The organism is Arcobacter sp. ISO1, assembly GCF_058105185.1.
Map to the genome: position 1 here is coordinate 315735 of NZ_CM176573.1, position 18867 is coordinate 334601.

The 18867-nt window shown below is 28.9% G+C and carries 16 protein-coding genes; 14 read left to right on the plus strand and 2 right to left on the minus strand.

The features are described from left to right. Positions 1-18: 18 nt before the first annotated feature. From AC2TY9_RS01540 to moaC, 6 genes are all read left to right on the plus strand, one after another. Positions 19-1665, plus strand: a complete 1647-nt coding sequence (locus AC2TY9_RS01540) for an ATP-binding protein (protein WP_489779033.1) — start codon at positions 19-21, stop codon at positions 1663-1665. Positions 1666-1762: 97 nt separating this feature from the next. After that, positions 1763-2338, plus strand: a complete 576-nt coding sequence (locus AC2TY9_RS01545; protein WP_489779035.1) for a hypothetical protein — start codon at positions 1763-1765, stop codon at positions 2336-2338. Positions 2339-2421: 83 nt separating this feature from the next. Further along, positions 2422-4896: a molybdopterin-dependent oxidoreductase gene (locus AC2TY9_RS01550; protein WP_489779036.1), complete on the plus strand. Its 2475-nt coding sequence runs from the start codon at positions 2422-2424 to the stop codon at positions 4894-4896. A 310-nt stretch (positions 4897-5206) separates the two neighbouring features. Next, positions 5207-5842 (plus strand): MarC family protein, encoded by a 636-nt coding sequence (locus tag AC2TY9_RS01555; protein ID WP_489779038.1) that lies wholly within the window; start codon positions 5207-5209, stop codon positions 5840-5842. A 38-nt stretch (positions 5843-5880) separates the two neighbouring features. Then, on the plus strand, positions 5881-6393 hold the full coding sequence (gene mobB / locus AC2TY9_RS01560; RefSeq protein ID WP_489779039.1) for a molybdopterin-guanine dinucleotide biosynthesis protein B: 513 nt from the start codon (positions 5881-5883) through the stop codon (positions 6391-6393). Then, entirely contained in the window at positions 6371-6826 is a 456-nt protein-coding gene (gene moaC, locus AC2TY9_RS01565; protein ID WP_489779041.1) for a cyclic pyranopterin monophosphate synthase MoaC, read from the plus strand. Before mobB ends, moaC begins: the two co-directional genes overlap by 23 nt. Positions 6827-7054: 228 nt before the next feature. On the opposite strand, the gene AC2TY9_RS01570 is transcribed toward moaC, so the two are convergent. Together AC2TY9_RS01570 and AC2TY9_RS01575 are read right to left on the minus strand one after the other, a co-directional pair. Continuing rightward, positions 7055-7735, minus strand: a complete 681-nt coding sequence (locus tag AC2TY9_RS01570) for a response regulator transcription factor (RefSeq protein WP_489779042.1) — start codon at positions 7733-7735, stop codon at positions 7055-7057. Then, positions 7719-9281: a c-type heme family protein gene (locus AC2TY9_RS01575; protein ID WP_489779043.1), complete on the minus strand. Its 1563-nt coding sequence runs from the start codon at positions 9279-9281 to the stop codon at positions 7719-7721. The genes AC2TY9_RS01570 and AC2TY9_RS01575 overlap by 17 nt, the downstream gene beginning before the upstream one ends. 139 nt (positions 9282-9420) lie before the next feature. Between AC2TY9_RS01575 and AC2TY9_RS01580 the strand changes: the two genes are divergently transcribed. From AC2TY9_RS01580 to AC2TY9_RS01615, 8 genes are all read left to right on the plus strand, one after another. After that, positions 9421-10257: a formate/nitrite transporter family protein gene (locus AC2TY9_RS01580; RefSeq protein ID WP_489779044.1), complete on the plus strand. Its 837-nt coding sequence runs from the start codon at positions 9421-9423 to the stop codon at positions 10255-10257. 174 nt (positions 10258-10431) lie between these two features. Continuing rightward, the gene (cynS, locus tag AC2TY9_RS01585; protein ID WP_489779045.1) at positions 10432-10872 is read left to right on the plus strand and encodes a cyanase; all 441 of its coding nucleotides are present in this window, start codon (positions 10432-10434) and stop codon (positions 10870-10872) included. Between the two features lie 51 nt (positions 10873-10923). After that, positions 10924-12654 (plus strand): bifunctional protein-serine/threonine kinase/phosphatase, encoded by a 1731-nt coding sequence (locus AC2TY9_RS01590; RefSeq protein WP_489779046.1) that lies wholly within the window; start codon positions 10924-10926, stop codon positions 12652-12654. A 164-nt stretch (positions 12655-12818) separates the two neighbouring features. Next, a complete protein-coding gene (nirB, locus tag AC2TY9_RS01595; protein ID WP_489779047.1) occupies positions 12819-15278 on the plus strand; it encodes a nitrite reductase large subunit NirB in 2460 nt (819 codons plus the stop codon). A 2-nt stretch (positions 15279-15280) separates the two neighbouring features. Next, a complete protein-coding gene (nirD, locus tag AC2TY9_RS01600; RefSeq protein ID WP_489779049.1) occupies positions 15281-15589 on the plus strand; it encodes a nitrite reductase small subunit NirD in 309 nt (102 codons plus the stop codon). Positions 15590-15738: 149 nt separating this feature from the next. After that, positions 15739-16413: a response regulator gene (locus AC2TY9_RS01605; protein ID WP_489779050.1), complete on the plus strand. Its 675-nt coding sequence runs from the start codon at positions 15739-15741 to the stop codon at positions 16411-16413. Between the two features lie 3 nt (positions 16414-16416). Beyond that, complete coding sequence (locus tag AC2TY9_RS01610) at positions 16417-17367, plus strand: cytochrome-c peroxidase (RefSeq protein ID WP_489779052.1); 951 nt, start codon at positions 16417-16419, stop codon at positions 17365-17367. 65 nt (positions 17368-17432) lie between these two features. Continuing rightward, entirely contained in the window at positions 17433-18863 is a 1431-nt protein-coding gene (locus tag AC2TY9_RS01615; RefSeq protein WP_489779054.1) for a sensor histidine kinase, read from the plus strand. Positions 18864-18867: the final 4 nt, after the last annotated feature.

The window sequence follows — 18867 nt, forward strand, 5'->3', positions numbered from 1 at the left end:
CTAATATTTAGGAAAAAATTGAAAATTAGACAAAAATTTATAATAAGTGGGATTTTTGCTTTTTCTTCTCTTCTTTTTCTAGGTTTTTTGTCATACGATATAAATAAAAGTAACAATAACAGTTTAACTTCTCTTTTTAAAGACTTTTCTCAAATTCAAGATTTTCAATCTTCATATATTACTACATTATTTTTTGTACGAGAAAAAAGTTTAATGATGAGACTTTATCCTAGTAAGTCAACAGTGGTTAAAAGTTTATACTCAGAACTTAATAAGAAAATTCTAATATTAGACAAAAAATCACCTGATTTAACACCTGAAATTAATACTTTATGGGAAAAATACAAAAATGATGTTCTTCTTATAGATAATGCATATATTAAATCTGAAGAAACAAAATTAAGTATTCAAATTATTAAACATGAAAATAAAATATTTCTTGAATTACTTAATGCAGTTGATAAATATCAAAAAAATCTTTTAAATCAATATGAAAATACGTTTTTCGAATCTCGACATATAAATAGTATTAGTTCACATTATATTCTTATAGGCTTCTTTATTCTAGGCTTTCTAAGCTTTATTTTTAATGCCTCTTTAATAATAAAAACTGTTCAAAATATAGAAAAGGTTGGACAAGGATTAAAAAGATTCTTTTCATATTTACACGATTCAAAGAAGCTTTCAGAAAACTTACAAATTGATATAAATACTGATGATGAACTTGGATTAATGGCAAATGCAATTAATGAAGAAGTAAAACTTGTTCAAATTGCATTAAATAATGATAATAAATTTATAGATGAAGCAATAATACTTGTTAAAGAGCTAAAGAATGGACAATTTGGCAAACGTCTTCACTCTACAGCATATTCTAAAGATCTTAAAATATTAAAAGGATTAATGAACAATATGTTAGATAATCTTGAGAAAGAAATTTCTAAAGAAGTTAAAGAACGTTGCAATAAAGAACAAATGTTGATTCAACAATCGAAACTTGCAGCAATGGGAACTATGCTTGGAAATATTGCACATCAATGGAGACAACCCATAAGTGAAATAAGTGCAATATTAATGAATATTGAAACACAATTAAAATTTACAAAAATTGATTATAAAAACTTTATACAGTATATTGAATTATGCAATAAAATTACAGTTCATATGTCAAATACTATAAGTGATTTTCAAAACTTTTTCCAACCTTCTAAAGAAAAAGAATATTTTGATGTATATACTGAATGTAATAAAGCAATTTCAATTATTTCAGCCTCTTTTTCTTCCCATAACATTGAAATTGAGTTTCAAGTAGATGAACATTCTAAAGTTTATGGTTATCCAAGAGAGTTTGCACACTCAATATTAAATATTTTGTCAAATGCAAGAGATGTATTTATAGAAAGAAAAATTAAGTGTCCAAAGATTATTTTCAATATTAAAAAAGGGAAAGAATACACTATTATTCACATAGAAGATAATGCAGGTGGTATTCAATTGGATGATATTAATATTATTTTTGAACCATATTACACAACTAAATATGAAAGTCAAGGAACAGGAATTGGCCTACATATGACTAAAACGATAATTGAAAAAAATATGAATGGACATCTAAATGTCAAAAATACAAAAAATGGAGCTTCTTTTACTATAAAAATAAAATAGTTTTTTCAAATGCTCTTTTTTTGCTCTTTTTTTCTAATTTTAACGCCCTAATTTTTATTTATACTATTTATTAAATATAACATACAAAGGATAAACAATGAAAGGTTTAAAGTTGCTTGTTTTGCCATATATTCTTATGTCATTTGCACAAGCTCAATCGGTGTATTCTGAAGCTACTCTTACAACTTATTCTAGTTCTGAAGGAACAAAGAAAACAGGTAGAATTTTGCCAACAACTCCTATCGAGATTATAGGTAAAAGTAATGACCATTTAACTATTAAAATTACAGGTTGGAATTTTAATGGTGAACCTAGAATTTTATATTTCTCTGAAGGAGAAAAAATCATGTCAGCTGTTTTTGCTAAAAATGCAAATAATAAAACTCAAAAAATTGAGACTAAAGAAATTGACGGTAATAAATGGGAAAAAGTTTCTATTACAACGAATATACAAAAAGTTAATTTTGAAAAATCAGTTGATGTTTTAATGAAAAAGGCAAGTAATCTTTTTCAAACAAACTGTAGTCTTTGTCATCCTACTCCTGATATAAATCATTTTAATCCAAGACAATGGCCTTCAGTAGCTAAAGAAATGGGAAGTCGAACACCTTTATCAAAAGGTGAAATTGCGCTTCTTACTCAGTATTTACAAAAAACAACAAAAGCACATTAAAAAGGTGAAAGATTTAATGGTGCCTTTATTTTAGAGGCTAAAAATTTTAATAATAATATAAAGAATTTATAAAAGGATATAAAATGGCTAAATTATCACGTAGAGTTTTTTTACAAGGTACAGCTGCAATGGCTGCAATGCCAATCATCTCTGGTTGCGCACGTCAAGCTAATGCAATGCAAAATATGGCTAACCTTAAAAAAGGAAGCAAATTTGTTCAAAATGGTATTGTTAATACTGCTGCGCACTGGGGTGGAGTAAGTGTAACTGTTGAAAATGGTAAAATTGTTAATAGCACAGGTACATTCTCTGATAGAATGTATAATTCTCTTCAACACTATACAGAAGATTTGGTTTATGCAGAAGATAGAGTTAGATACCCAATGGTAAGAAAATCTTTTTTAGATAATCCCGACAATCCAAAGCCTGAGCTACGCGGTTCTGATGAGTGGGTTCGTGTTTCATGGGAAAAAGCAATTGAGCTTGCTGGTCGTCAAATAAAAAAAGTTTATGCAGATAAAGGTCCTAGTGGTATTTATGCAGGTTCACATGGATGGAGTAGCTCTGGCAATTTACATAGAGCTGAAAAACTTGTACATCGTTTCTTCCGTTGTGCCGGTGGTTTTACAAGCAAATCTGGTAACTATTCTATTGGTGCATCTGTATTTATTACTCCTCATCTAACAGGTAAAATGGATGTCTTAGTAGGTCATACGACATGGGACTCTATTTATGAAAATTCTGAAGTTGTTGTTATATGGGGTGCGAATCCACTATCTACAATGAAAGTATCCTTTAACTGTGATGACAATCTTTTACCAGAATATTGGAGAAAATTAAAAGAAACAGGTAAAAGAGTAATCATTGTAGACCCTGTTTATAGTGAAACTTGTGAATTCTTTAATCTACAAAAAGAAGATTGGATTCAACCTCGTCCAAATAGTGATTCTGCCTTGATGCTAGCAATGTGTCATACTCTATACACTGAGAAAAAACATAATCAAGAATTCCTCGATGATTATACTGATGGTTTTGAAGTTTTCAGAGACTACTTTATGGGTAAAAATGATGGAATTGTTAAAGATGCTAAATGGGCAGAAAAATTAACGGATGTACCTGCTGTTGTAATTAAAAAACTAGCATTAGATTGTGCATCACACCGTTCAATGTTGATGATGGGATGGTCTCCTCAGAGACAACAAAATGGTGAACAACGTCACTCGGGAATTATTACTCTTGCTACGATGATTGGTCAAATTGGTCTTCCTGGTGGAGGATATGGTTTAGGATATCATCAAGGTGGTACAGGTATTCCTATGACAAACAATGCAAAATTAGGTGCTATTGGTGCAAAAAGTAGACTTGAAAAGCACGCGCCAAAAATGTTTGATATCCCTGTTGCTAGGATTTCTGATGTTCTTTTAAACCCAGGGAAAACTATTGACTATAATGGTAAAAAGACTACTTATCCAAAAATTGATTTAATCTATTGGAGTGGCGGAAACCCTTACAACCACCATCAAGACATTAATACCTTATTTAAGGCTTGGACAAAAGTTAATACAGTCATCATCAATGAAATGTATTGGACGGCAACTGCTCGTATGGCAGATATTGTATTTCCTGCAGCTACTCCTTATGAACGTAATGATATTGTTCAAGGAGGGGATGTGTCAGGTAAGTATATATACCCTATCAAAGCTGTTGTACCTCCTCAATATGAATCAAAAAGTGATTATGACATGTTTATTCTTCTTGCTAAAGAATTAGGGGGAGATGTAGAAAAACTATTTACTGAAAACAAAACAGAAATGGACTGGATTGCTGAATTCTATGAAAATGCACGTAAAAATGGTAAAAGAGTAGGCCTTGAATTACCTAATTTTAGAAAATTTTGGAATGATAATAAACCATTGACATTTGAAGCATCAGAAAAAGCACGAAAATTTGTTAGCTATGCAGACTTCAGAGAAGATCCTTTATTAAATCCTTTAGGAACAGAGTCTGGTAAATTCCAACTGTTTAGTAAAAAATTAGCTAGCTATAAGTATGATGATTGTCCAGGTCACTTTACTTGGATTGAACCAACAGAATGGTTAGGGAATATTAAATCTTCAGCTAAGTATGCACTAGTAAGTCCTCATCCAAATGGAAGACTTCATTCTCAGCTTGGAAATACTTCTTTAAGACATACCTTTGAAATTCAAGGTCGTGAACCAATTTGGATTAATATTGAAGATGCAAAAGAAAAAGGTATCTCTAATGGAGATGTTGTAAGAGTATTTAACGAACGTGGACAAACACTTGCTGGTGCTTTTGTAACAAATAGAATTAAGCCTGGCGTCGTTAGGATGCAAGAAGGTGCATGGTATGATCCTCTCGATCGAAAAGATCCAAAAGCATTATGTAAACATGGGAATGTAAATGTTTTAACATTAGATGTCCCTACATCAAAGTTATCAGTTGCTACTACAGCTGGTACTGCTATGGTTAACTTTGAGAAATATGAAGGTGAAATTCCTGAAATTTCAATTTTTAAACAACCTAAAACTGTTTAAATAAAAAATAAAAAGGCTAGTTTTTATTCTTAAACTGGCCTTTTTTGAAAAAACTTTAATAACTCTATTTTATTATGATTTATTAGCTATTTTTTTGCCATATTTTTGAGTTATTATTCATTAACAATAAAAAATTAATAAATCAACTCCCTCAATTTCGATTTATTAATTTTAATTTTTTGTTAGTATTTAAAGACGGTATGAGTAAATTAAACTTTTCCTATAATAAAAAGAATTTTTCACTCTCCTAAGCGCGACATGCCGTCTTTGAATATTATAATTAAAAATCTTCATTTTACAAAAGGTTGTTATGAACAATACTTTATTATCAATATATTTTTTAGGATTTGTAAGCTTTTTTATATTATTAAATCCATTAGTTATTATACCAGTATATATTGGTGTAACATCAGATGTTGATTATATTCGAAAAAAAAGGATATTAAAAAGATCTCTTCTTATAATTTTTATAATTCTTATTACCTTTGCTTTTATCGGTCAAATAATTTTTAGTTCTTTTGATATTTCAGTTAATAGTTTTAAAATTGTATCAGGAATTGTATTCTTCTTAATGGGTATGGAAATGCTATATGAAAACTTTAATACAATTAATTTAAAATTTAGTGAAAAAACAAATTTTATGAATACTTTTACAATCACACCGTTTGCTATACCTCTTATTTGTGGTCCAGGTGCTATTTTAAATGCAATTATACTTATGGAAGAAACAAAAAATTTTTTAGAAAAATTATCTTTGTTATGTTCTTTAGTCTCTGTAATTATTATTACATATATACTTTTATTAAGAGCAAATAGAATTTGTAAAAAAATTGGTTTAATTGGGAATCATGCATTAATGAGAATAATGGGATTACTTTCACTATTACTTTCAGTTAATCTTTTTTTTAAAGGTTATGAATCAATGATAAAAAATTTTTACAATTAATGAAAATATTAAAAACTAAATTAAAGGAAAATCATTATATGAAACAAATTATAAGTGCATTTACAGGACCATCGAACTCTGGAAAAACAACTCTAATTGTAAAAATCGCAGATAAATTGATATCTCAAGGTTTTAAAGTTTGTATTGTAAAACATGATCCAAAAGATAAAGCTATCTTTGATATAGAAGGAAAAGATAGTGATAAATTTACAAAAACAGGTGCTGATGTAGCAATATTAAGTCCTACTAGAACAACTTTATTTAAACAAGAAACTTCATCAATTGAAGAAATAATATCCCTTTTTAAAGAATTTGATTATCTTCTAGTAGAAGGATTAAAAACACTTCCTCTTCCTAGAATTGCGATTTTTAGGGATAAGCTTGATTCTAATTATTTTGAAGTAACAGATGCAATTGCAATTGATGATAGTATTAGTAAAGATGAAATCTTATCTAACATTAGTATTTTAGATTTAAATAATACTAATGAAATTATAAATTGGATAAATAAAAATGGAATTAAATCAGATGAATTTAACACATTTAGATAAAAATTATAGACCTAAAATGGTTGATGTCTCTGATAAAAACGATTCCACAAGAATTGCTGTTGCAAGTGGAATTATAACAATGTCAGAAGAAGCTTATAATCAAGTTATTTTGAATGAAAATAAAAAAGGTCCTGTTTTACAAACTGCAATAACTGCTGCAATTATGGGCAGTAAAAAAACACCAGACTTAATCCCCATGTGTCATCCTCTTTTACTATCTGCAATTAATTGTGAAATAGAACAGCTAATAAATATATGTGGATTTAAATTAATAGTAACTTGTAAATTAAAAGGTCAAACAGGTGTTGAAATGGAAGCTCTAACGGGGTGTAGCGTTGGGCTTTTAACTATTTATGATATGGTCAAAGCAATAGATAAAGGAATGATTATATCTAATATACAATTAGAAAAGAAACTAGGAGGAAAAAGTTGAAATTATAAAAGGAGATAAAAACTTGTTTCAACAATATACGTTCCATTAGAAGATGGGGATAAGATATCTTTATTACCTCCTGTTTGTGGTGGCTAAAAGTAACATTAATTTAGCAATATCTACAAAAACACCTTTATTTAATCTATTTGTACAGATATTCTATTAAATAAAAGTGAGGTTTTATAGTTAATATTAAATGTGTGAATAGGTCTATTTAATTAGATAAATTCACCTCAACCTATACCCAACTCCAGATACATTTACAACAAATTCATTTCCTATTTTTTTTCGTAAGTCTCGAACCACACTTCTAATAGCAGATAAACTCATAGAATCACTTCCCCAGATTTGATATTCTATCTCTTCATATGAAACTGCTTTATTCATATCAACACAAAGAAGCGTTAGAAGTTGATTCTCTTTTTTATTTAGTTTTACCTCAACACCATCAATTGCTGCTAAGTGTTTATCAAGGTCTATTTTTGTACTTTCATTTAAATCAAGCACTTTAGGTGTTGTTTCATCAAGCTTTTTAAAATAAGCTTCAAAAGCTTCAAATAGTTCATCTTCAGTCACTGGTTTGATTATATATCTATCAACTCCATTATTAATCGCTTCTATTAAAAGTTCTGTATCTGTATGAGCTGATACTATTATTGTATAGGCTTTACTTGAACGTTTTTTTAACTCTTCAATTAATTCAAAGCCACCCATAATAGGCATTTTTAAATCAGTCATAACTATATTGGGAAGATAATCTTCATATTTATCGACACCCTCATAACCATCACTTGCTGTATAAACTTCTTTGAAAAAATGCTTCAACATCGATGCAATATTATTTCTAATAACATCTTCATCTTCTACCAAAAGTATTGTTTTCTCTTTTAATCTACTCAATATTTGCATTACACATATCCTTTGTTTTAGGAACTGATATCTTAAAGTTTGCACCATTTTCTATATTTTGTGCGATTAGTAAGCCTTTCATATGTTTATGAATAATCTCTTTTGAGATATATAAACCAATCCCCGTTCCATGTCCCTCTTTTGTTGTAAAGTATGGTTCAAAAATTTTATCAATAATCTTTTGATCTATTCCTCCGCCATTATCTTTTACTTCACAATAGATATTTTCCTCATCTTCATCTAAATATATTTCAATTTTAGGATTTATTATTTCCCTTTCTATTAAGACATCTTTAGCGTTTGAAATAAGATTTAGAACAACTTGAGAAAACTCATTTGAATATCCATAAACTGTAATCACCTTTTTACAATAAATTTGTAAATTTATATTTTGATTTTCTAAAGATGCTTGAAGTATTTTGTATGCTTTTTGTACCTCATCTTTTAAATTAAAACACTCTTTTTCTCTATTTGGTTTAAAAAATGTCCTAAAATCATCTATTGTTTGACTCATATATTTAAGCTGTTCATTTGCTTCTTTCATTCTTTCATCAAGGAAATTTTTATCAGCTCCTTGCTCTATTGCAGTCCATTTAATATTCATCATGATAGCACTAACTGCACTAATTGGTTGTCTCCATTGGTGAGCAATATTTCCAATCATTTCACCCATTGCTGCCATTTTTGATTGTTGGATTAGTAAGTTTTCTTTTTCCCTTTGTTTATCAACTTCAACTTTTACTTTATTATGAAGTGTTTTATTAAACTCATCTAACTCTTTTACTTTTATTTCTAGTGATTCATTTAGATTTGAGATTTTTCTTTCATCTCTTCTTTGCATAGTTTGATAAAGTATTAAAGTAATTACTGAACCAATTGCAGCTATTACAAGAAACATTATTGTTTGTTCTTTATCTTTATTTATCTCTTCAAGTTGAGAAAACTCTTTTTTCGCATCAAAGGTAACACTAATACCACCCCTTACATCACCTACTTTATAACCTTGAAAAGAGTGACAGTTTAAACAATCTGGTTCTGTTTTTAAAGCACCTACAAATCTAAAAGTATCACCTTTTATATTCCAGTAATATGGTATTTCAGGATTTTCATCAAATTTATCTAATATAGATTTTTCATATTCATCTGGGGCATTATGTTTATTTATAAGCTTGTTACTAGTTATTTTAAGAGTAAAACCTTCTCTTGTACTTGCAATATCAGAAATCATTCTTGTCATAAAAGCAGGATTTACCCAAACCATTGTTTCCCCTTTTTCTGACTTGATGAAGTTTGGATCTAAATATGGATTTGGCTCTAGTTCTTCTGTTTTTACATATACTCCATTAAACTGAGCATTCCAATGTCTCATATCAACTATTAAATTAAATATAGCCTCTGCTTTACTTCGTAGACTTTCAACTAATAGATCTTCTTGAACTTTATAGGAATCTTTTATTGTACTTCCAATTAATAAAAATAAAGAGAGTATAAAAAATACAAACAAATATACAATTGACTTTCTTATTTTTCTTCCTTTGTTTTTCATAATTATATCTATTCTATACAGTTCATTTTTCTATCAATGTATATAATTTATACACAAAAATCTGAAAATCCTATTTTTTTCCTCACTTCTTTTGATTTAATACCTCATCTTAAAATTAAACATAAAAAAAGGAGTTTGGATGTCGTATATTAACCCATCTGAGTTTGCTACTAAAATGGTAGATGCTGGTGAAGAAAAAGTCTTCATGTCAACTAAGGATACTCTTATTAGAGCTTATATGGCTGGTGCAATTTTAGCATTAGCTGCAGTTTTTGCAGTTACTGTTGCAATGAAATCAGGTTCACCAATCTTAGGAGCTTGTTTATTCCCTGTTGGTTTCATCATGTTATATTTCATGAAATTTGACCTTCTAACAGGTGTATTTACTTTAGTACCTTTAGCACTTATTGACAAAAGGCCTGGTGTAACAGTTGGACAGATGTTAAGAAACTGGGGATTAGTTGCATTAGGTAACTTTGGTGGAGCTTTTACTGTTGCTTGTATGATGGCTTTTATTTTCACAATGGGTTTTAATACTGATGGTGGAGCTATTGCTACAAAAGTTGCAGGCATTGGTGAGGCTAGAACTTTAGGTTACGCTTCATATGGTGCTGATGGTTGGTTAACAGTATTTATTAGAGGTATGTTATGTAACTGGATGGTATCTATGGGTGTTGTTGGAGCTATGATTTCAACTTCAGTTTCGGGTAAATGGTTAGCAATGTGGATGCCAGTAATGCTTTTCTTCTTTATGGGATTCGAGCACTCAATTGTTAATATGTTTTTATTCCCATTCTCTTTAATCATGGGTGGTGACTTTACTGTTATTGATTACTTATTATGGAATGAACTTCCAGTTGCATTAGGTAATTTAGTTGGTGGTCTATTCTTTGTTGGATTAATGATTTATTATACACACCATAAACAAAGTCCTAAAAGAGATTTAAATATCTCTCCTTCAAAAAAAGCTGCTTAATAAAGCAAAAAAAGTAGAGGTATTAAGACCTCTCTTTTAGATTTTTAAAAAAGGCAATTCTTTGCCTCTTTAGGTTTTGCTACTTTTAAGGATTTTTTACAAATCCTGCTAAAAAGTAGACTAAATAACAATACGGTCCCTTTATAAAGTGGGCCACTTTTAAAGGAGTGTAATATGACAAAAATTGAAATGACAGAAGAGATTATTTTAGCAAAGAAAAAACTTGATTTATCTTGGGAAGATATTGCTTCAAAAGTAGGTTTAGGATCTGTATTTTTAACATCAGCTTGTTTAGGACAAAACAGTTTAACAAAAGAGCCTGCAAAAAAACTTTGTAAAGTTTTAAAACTAGGGAAAGATGTAGAAAAAGCTTTAATTGAATTTCCATATAAAACTTGGGAAAAATCAATTCCTACAGACCCAGTTGTTTATAGATTTTATGAAGTAATTGGAGTTTATGGGGATACTATAAAAGAACTTATAGGTGAAAAATTTGGTGATGGAATTATGAGTGCAATTGATTTTTCAATGGACATTGATAAAGAAAAAAACCCAGCTGGTGATAGAGTAGTTATTACTATGAATGGGAAATTTTTACCATATAAATCTTGGTAAAAATAATCTTTAACGAAGAACATTTTTTGTTCTTCCTTAAGGTTTAATAGTATGAAAAATATATTACAAATAAGCTATGGACAATACTCATCAAAAGGTGTGAAAGAAGTAAACCAAGACTTTCATGGCATTTGTGTACCCAATGAGCACCAAATAAAATACAAAGGTATTGCAATTGCACTTGCTGATGGTATTAGTTCAAGTAATGTTAGTGACATTGCTAGTCAAATTTCTGTAAACTCCTTTTTAGAAGATTACTATTGTACCTCACAGACTTGGTCTGTAAAAAAATCAGCCATGAGAGTTTTAAGCGCCACAAACTCATGGCTTTTTTCCCAATCAAAAAAAAGTATTCACTCTTATGACAAAGATAAAGGCTACGTTTGTACTCTAAGTTCAATGATTTTAAAATCAAATACAGCACATATTTTTCATATTGGTGATTCACGAATTTATAAAATTAGAAACAACAAAGAAGAACTTCTAACAACTGACCACAGAGTTATAATTTCAAGTCAAGAAGAGTATTTAAGTAGAGCTATGGGCTTAGACTCACAGTTAACAATTGACTACGAAAATACTTCAATTGAAAAAGATGATATATTTATCTTAGTAACAGATGGTGTTTATGAATTTTTAGATTTTAAAACAATAAATGAAACACTAAATATTTATGATGGTCATTATGATACAGCAGCTAGAGTTTTAGTTGAAAAAGCTTTGGAAAATGGAAGTGATGATAACTTAACTCTTCAAATTATTAAAATTGATAATCTACCTGATAAAAGTATAAAAGAGATAAATGAGCAACTACAAGATAAGAAGGTTCCCTCATTATTAGAAGCTAGACAAGTGTTTGATGGTTTTGAGGTAATTAGAAATTTAACCTCAAGTAGTAGAAGCCACACATATGTAGTTAAAGATATAGAAACAGAGAAAAAACTTGTTTTAAAAATTCCATCAACAGAATTACAAGATGATAAAGCTTATTTAGAAAGATTTTTATTAGAAGATTGGATTGCAAAAAAAATCAATAATCCTCATGTAGTTAAATCATTTATACAAACAAGAAGACAAAACTATGTTTACAATGTAACAGAGTTTATTGAAGGACAAACACTAACTCAATGGATGATTGATAATCCAAAACCAAAACTAGAAAAAGTTAGGGATATTATTGAACAAATTGCAAAAGGATTATATGCTTTTCATAAATTAGAGATGATTCATCAAGATATTCGTCCAGAAAATATTATGATTGATGAAGGTGCTTGTGTAAAAATCATTGATTTTGGTTCTACAAAAGTTGCGGGTCTTGATGATATAACAACTTTTACTGAACAATTTCATATACAAGGGACTGCTATGTATTCTGCACCTGAGTATTTTTTAGGCTTTGAAGGAAGCCAAAAATCAGATATTTTTGCCCTTGGAGTTATAACTTACCAAATGTTATCTGGCTCTTTTCCCTATGGAGTTAATGTATCAAAATCAACTACAAAAACAGCGCAGAAAAAATTAAACTATGTTTCTATTTATGATGAAGATAAAAAGAATATTCCAATTTGGGTAGATGAGGCTATTAAAAAGGCATGTGAGATTGATCCATCAAAAAGGTATTCAGAACTATCAGAATTTATTTATGATTTATTCAATCCAAATCAAAAATTTTTAAAAAGAACAAAACCAGCTTTGATAGAGAGGAATCCATTAGTATTTTGGCAAAGTACTACACTAATACTTTTTGTTTTAGTGTGCATACTTTTACTTGCAAAATTTTAATGTATTCTTAAGCTTAAAAGGCATGATAATTCAATTAAGTGAATTAACATATGTATTTATTAATTAATTTTTAAGTTTTATAGTATGTTTTATATACAATTATTTGTATTTAAAATCACCAAATTTTGTAATAATAAAAGAATAAGAAATAAAGGAAAAAAACGATGAAAGAAAAATTAGTAGTCATTGGAAATGGTATGAGTGGTCTTCGTGTAATTGAAGATTTATATGAATATACAAACGATAAATATGAGATTACAATTTTTGGTGAAGAACCATATGTAAACTACAATAGAATTATGCTTTCATATATTTTATCTGGCGAAAAAACATTTGAAGATACTATTATTAATCATCGTTCATGGTATGAAGAAAACAATATCGCTTTACATAAAGGTGATAAAATTATTGCTATTAATAAAGAGAATAAAAAAGTAAAATCTGAGTCTGGATTAGAAATCTCTTATGACAAACTTTTAATTGCAACTGGCTCGAAACCTTTTATCCCTACTACACTAGGAAGTGATTTAGAAAATGTAATTGCTTTTAGAAATAAAGCTGATGTTGACACAATTATGTCAACAATTGAAAAAGAAAAAACTGCCGTAGTTGTTGGTGGTGGGCTACTTGGTCTTGAAGCTGCTTATGGTATTGCGATGCATGGTGTTAAAACTATTTTAGTTCATAGATCTGGTTCGATTCTTTCTCAACAATTAGACTCTACAGGTGGAAGACTTTTACAAAAAAATTTAGAAAGCTATGGAATAGAATTTAAGCTAAATACTACAGTTGAACAGATTTTAGGAACTAAAAAAGTAGAAAAAGTAACTTTCAGTGATGGAACAATTGTAGATTCAAATCTTATTGTATTTGCAACTGGAATTATTCCAAATAAAGATTTGGCAATTGATGCAAAACTTGAAACTAAAAAAGGTATTTTAGTTGATGATTTCCTAAAAACTTCTGATGACTCAATCTATGCAGTTGGTGAGTGTGTTGAACATAAAGGTAATACTTATGGATTAGTAGCACCTCTTTATGAACAAGGAAAAGTTTTAGCGAAAAAATTAGCCAATATTGAAGTTGATGGTTATAGTGGTTCTACACTATCAACTAGACTTAAAATATCTGGAGTTGACCTATTTAGTGCAGGTGATTATTTAGGTGATGAAACTACTGAAGAGTTAATCTTACTTGATGAGAAAGTTGGAGTTTATAAAAAACTTGTAATTTATGATAATAAAATTATTGGAATTGTACTTTATGGGGATACTGCTGATGCTTCATGGTATTTAAAACTATTAAAAGAACATACAGATATTAGTGATTTAAGAACAAAAATTCTTTTTGGGAAATCAGCTCTTGGTGATTCTGGTCATGGTGGAGATGATGTAAACTCTATGAGTGATGATGAAGAAGTTTGTGGATGTAATGGCGTTTGTAAAGGAGATATTGTAAATGCTATTAAAGACAAAGATTTAAAATCACTTGGTGATGTAAAAGGATGTACAAAAGCTGGGGCTTCATGTGGTTCATGTGTTGGTTTAGTTGAACAAATTTTAGTTAATACTTTAGGGGATGAATATAATAATACCCCTGAGGGAATCTGCCCTTGTACGGACAAAGGTCATGGTGAAATCAAAAAAATCATTGATGAAGGTGAGTTTGATACTGTTTATGATGTATTTAAAAAAGCACAATGGAAAACCCAAGATGGTTGTATAAAATGTAGACCTGCTATTAACTACTATTTGTTAGCTAAATACAATGATGATAAATATATGAATGACAAAAGATCTGCACTTGTAAATGATAGAAACTATGCAAATATCCAAAAAGATGGTACTTATTCAGTAGTGCCAAGAATTTGGGGAGGTTTAACAACTCCAAAAGAGTTAAAAGATATTGCAGATATTGCGGTTAAATATGAGGTTCCAACTATTAAATTCACTGGTGGTCAAAGACTTGATATGTTTGGTGTTACAAAAGAACAATTAGCACCGATGTGGAAAGATTTAAACAACTGTGGCTTTGTATCTGGGCAAGCATATGCAAAAGGTTTAAGAACAGTAAAAACATGTGTAGGGAACACTTACTGTAGATTTGGTACCCAAGATTCTATGGGAATGGGTGTAAAACTAGAAAAACTAACTTGGGGTTCATGGACTCCACATAAATATAAAATCGCTGTATCAGGATGCCCTAGAAACTGTGCAGAAGCAACTATCAAAGACTTTGGTGTAATTGGTGTTGATTCAGGATGGGAGCTACATGTTGCTGGAAATGGTGGTATCAAAGTTAGAGTGACTGATTTACTTTGTAAGGTAGAAACTGAAGAAGAAGTATTTGAATACACAAAAGCCTTTATGCAATTCTATAGAGAAGATGCATACTATTTAGAAAGAACAGCCCATTGGATTGAAAGAGTTGGTTTACAATATATCAAAGATGATATGTTAAATGATGAAAAAAGAAAATATTGGGCAGCTAGATTTGATGAATCACAAAGAACAGCACAAGTTGACCCATGGAAAAAAGCAATTGAAGATGGCTTTACAAAAGAGTTCGACAAAATAGTAATTAGTCCAGAAGATTCACACAGCTTTGAAGCAAAAGGAGTATAAATATGTCTTGGTATAAAATCACAGAAGTAGAAAACATCCCAGAAATGGGTGCAAGAGTAATAGAGTTTGGTGAATTAGAGCTTGCTATTTTTAAAACAAAAGATGGTGAGATTTTTGCTATAAACAATATTTGTCCACACAAACAAGGTAAATTAAATGACGGTTTAGTTCATGAGCATGTAGTAACTTGCCCCCTTCATAATACAGATATCAATTTAAAAAATGGTTCAGCCATTGGTGAAGATTATGAATGTTCAAAAACATATGAAACAAAAATTGAAAACCAACTAATCTATCTACAAATCCCTTAGTACAACTAGAAAACAAGGAATTTATTCTCTTTTCAAAATAAATTCCTTATCATTTAATAATTTTTATTATCTAAGAGTACTTTCATAAATAAAATGTCACAATCACAAGTTAGTTTTGTATATTAATTTATTACTAAGAAGTTACATTTATGGAAATTTTAAAAGATTTAAAAATATTATATATTGATGATGAACCCCTAATTAGAGAAGATGCTGTTGAATATCTTTCTTTTTACTGCGACAATGTTTATGAAGCTTGTAATGGTGAAGATGGTTTAGAAAAATATAAAGAGCTTAAACCAGATATTATTATTACAGATATAAAAATGCCAAAATTAAACGGCTTAGATATGATTAAACAAATAAGAAAGAAGGATAAAACTACAAAAATCATAGTTGCAACTGCTCATTTAGAAACTTCATATTTAATGGATGCAATAGAACTTGGCTTAGTTAAATATTTAATTAAACCCATTATGGAAGATACTTTACTCCATGTTTTAGAAAAATGTACAGATGATGTAGTAAAAGAGCAATCAATTTTTAATATTTTTGGAGATTTTTCTTTTGATATTTTAAACCATACACTTTTTAAAAAAGATATGCAAATTTCATTAACAAAAAAAGAACTACTTTTTTTAGAACTTCTTATAAAAAATGCTAATAGAGCAGTAAAATATGATGAATTTAGCAATTATGTTTGGGATGGCTATATGAGTGAAGATGCTTTGCGTTCTATTGTTAGAGAGATTAGAAAAAAAACAACTAAAGAAAGTATCAAAAATATTTCTGGTATTGGCTACCAAATAAACTTGATAAGGTAAAATATGCTTAAAGTTTTAATAGTTTTTTTAAATCTTTTTTTACTAAGTTTATATGCTTCTCAAAATATTACACCCATACCAAAAGAAATTAAATACGATAAACAAAAAGCACTTTTAGGTAAAAAACTTTATTTTGATCCAATTTTATCTAAAGACAATAGTGTTTCTTGTGCTAGTTGTCATAATCTAGAATTAGGTGGAGTTGATAACCTGCAATATTCCTATGGAATAGAGGGACAAAAAGGTGATATAAATACACCAACTGTTTTAAATGCTATTTATAACTTTAGACAGATGTGGGATGGAAGAGCAAAAGATTTAGCCCACCAAATTCAATTTCCATTAACAAATCCAAAGGAGATGGGAAATAGTTTTGATAATATTATCAAGGCCTTAGAAAATGACACTACATATAATAAAGCTTTTAAAAATATTTATAAAGATGGAATCACAAAAGAGAATATTGGTGATGCCCTTGAAGAGTTTCAAAAAACCCTAGTAACTCCTAGTGCCTTTGATGAATATCTAAGGGGAGATAAAAATGCATTAACTTCTAATCAAAAAAAAGGCTATGAACTTTTTCAAAAAAAAGGTTGTGTTTCTTGCCATAATGGGATTAATATAGGCGGTGGATTATATGCTCGTTTTGGACTTATTGATAATAGCATAACTAAAAACCTTGATAAAAAAGAGGTTTATGAAAATGACAATCCCCACTTTGGACTTTATAATGTCACAAAAAATGATTTTGACAAATACTATTTTAAAGTACCAACCCTTAGAAATGTAGCATTAACAGCTCCTTATTTACATGATGGAAGAGTTAAAACATTAAAAGAGGCAATTGGTTCTATTGCAAAAGCCCAACTAGGCTTAGATTTAACAGATAAGGAGATTTTCTTAATTGAGGAGTTTTTAAAATCTTTAAATGGAAAAGTCACTATTGTACAATGAAACAATATCTAATTAAAAACAATATTTATATAGTATTAGTAACCTTGCTAATAGTTTTTTTATTTATGATTTATATTATTATAGTTCACAAAAAAAATACCCAAATCTTCTTTAACCACAATGACCAAATAAATATTATTACAGCATTAAACAATAAACTAAACAATTATATAAAAGGTAGTAGTGAAATCAACAATTTCGATATTTTAAATGAAGATATCAATTATAATTTAAATTCCTTGGAAAAATTAAAAACTGATGCTGTTTCTACAAAATTCAAAAGTCAGTATGTAAAAATCTTAGATGAATTATTAATTCAGTTTAATGATAAAACCATTTGGCTAGAAAGATTTAAAGCAAGAAAAGCAGCAAATAAAAGAATAATATCAATCATTTTAGATAGGTCATATAAAGAATTAAAAGATTTAGATCAAGAAGTAACAAATAAACTAAATAATATAAGAATTGATATTCTTGAAAGCTTGGAGAATAAAGGCTCTTATAATAAACATATTGTCAAATACTATGATTTAGACTCTGATATTGATAATATCTTTATTAAAAACTTTATTCAAAAAGTAAAAGCTTTACAAGAGAGTATAAACTTTCAATTGAAATATCAGGATATTGCAATAAACAGCAATATTGATATTCTTTTAAAGGGTGCAAAAGAGTCCTTACTCAAACAAAGGGAATCTGCACAAAATAGTGTATACTTAACACTAAATATTCTTTTTGTTTTAGTTGCCCTTTTCTTATCACTTTTTACACTATTTTATAGAAAGCTAATAGCTTCACAAAAACAAATACAAAACTTAACATACCAAAGTAAACTTGCATCAATGGGAGAGATGATAGGTAATATTGCTCACCAATGGAGACAACCACTAACTCACCTTTCTTTTTTATTGATGAATTTAAAAACTGCCTATGAAAAGAAGATGTTAACACCTGAGTATTTTGATAAAAAAACAACAATGGCAAATGCACAAATAAAATATTTATCAAATACAATTGATGATTTTAGAGATTTTTTTAGAAATACCAATAATAAAGAAATTTTTAATCTAAGTGCATCTGTAAATGAAGTAATCAATTTATTAAAAGATAGTTTTGCCCACCATGAGATTGAGATTGAAACCAATTTAAACAAAAGTATAGAGATAAAAGCTTATAGAGGTGAGTTTTTACAAGTGATTTTTAATATTTTAAATAATGCAAAGGATGAGTTTTTAAAAAGAAAGACTAAAAACCCAAAAATTATAATTAAAACTCAAATTTCTAAAAATGAAATTAAACTAGAGATTGGTGATAATGCAGGTGGTATAAAAAATGAACTCCTTCAAAAGATTTTTGAGCCATATTTCACTACAAAAGACAAAGGTTTGGGTATTGGTCTTTATATGTCCAAAATTATCATTGAAAAAAGCGAGGGTAAACTAGAAGCAACAAATACAAAGTCTGGTGCTTTGTTTATCATCAAATTTAAAAAATAAAATA

What these genes read in the sequence shown, in the direction of transcription:
- AC2TY9_RS01545 (WP_489779035.1), top strand. Translation starts at nt 1,763, where the DNA reads ATGAAAGGTTTAAAGTTGCTTGTTTTGCCATATATTCTTATGTCATTT.
- AC2TY9_RS01550 (WP_489779036.1), top strand. Translation starts at nt 2,422, where the DNA reads ATGGCTAAATTATCACGTAGAGTTTTTTTACAAGGTACAGCTGCAATG.
- AC2TY9_RS01555 (WP_489779038.1), top strand. Translation starts at nt 5,207, where the DNA reads ATGAACAATACTTTATTATCAATATATTTTTTAGGATTTGTAAGCTTT.
- mobB (WP_489779039.1), top strand. Translation starts at nt 5,881, where the DNA reads ATGAAACAAATTATAAGTGCATTTACAGGACCATCGAACTCTGGAAAA.
- moaC (WP_489779041.1), top strand. Translation starts at nt 6,371, where the DNA reads ATGAATTTAACACATTTAGATAAAAATTATAGACCTAAAATGGTTGAT.
- AC2TY9_RS01570 (WP_489779042.1), bottom strand. Translation starts at nt 7,735, where the DNA reads ATGCAAATATTGAGTAGATTAAAAGAGAAAACAATACTTTTGGTAGAA.
- AC2TY9_RS01575 (WP_489779043.1), bottom strand. Translation starts at nt 9,281, where the DNA reads ATGAAAAACAAAGGAAGAAAAATAAGAAAGTCAATTGTATATTTGTTT.
- AC2TY9_RS01580 (WP_489779044.1), top strand. Translation starts at nt 9,421, where the DNA reads ATGTCGTATATTAACCCATCTGAGTTTGCTACTAAAATGGTAGATGCT.
- cynS (WP_489779045.1), top strand. Translation starts at nt 10,432, where the DNA reads ATGACAAAAATTGAAATGACAGAAGAGATTATTTTAGCAAAGAAAAAA.
- AC2TY9_RS01590 (WP_489779046.1), top strand. Translation starts at nt 10,924, where the DNA reads ATGAAAAATATATTACAAATAAGCTATGGACAATACTCATCAAAAGGT.
- nirB (WP_489779047.1), top strand. Translation starts at nt 12,819, where the DNA reads ATGAAAGAAAAATTAGTAGTCATTGGAAATGGTATGAGTGGTCTTCGT.
- nirD (WP_489779049.1), top strand. Translation starts at nt 15,281, where the DNA reads ATGTCTTGGTATAAAATCACAGAAGTAGAAAACATCCCAGAAATGGGT.
- AC2TY9_RS01605 (WP_489779050.1), top strand. Translation starts at nt 15,739, where the DNA reads ATGGAAATTTTAAAAGATTTAAAAATATTATATATTGATGATGAACCC.
- AC2TY9_RS01610 (WP_489779052.1), top strand. Translation starts at nt 16,417, where the DNA reads ATGCTTAAAGTTTTAATAGTTTTTTTAAATCTTTTTTTACTAAGTTTA.
- AC2TY9_RS01615 (WP_489779054.1), top strand. Translation starts at nt 17,433, where the DNA reads ATGATTTATATTATTATAGTTCACAAAAAAAATACCCAAATCTTCTTT.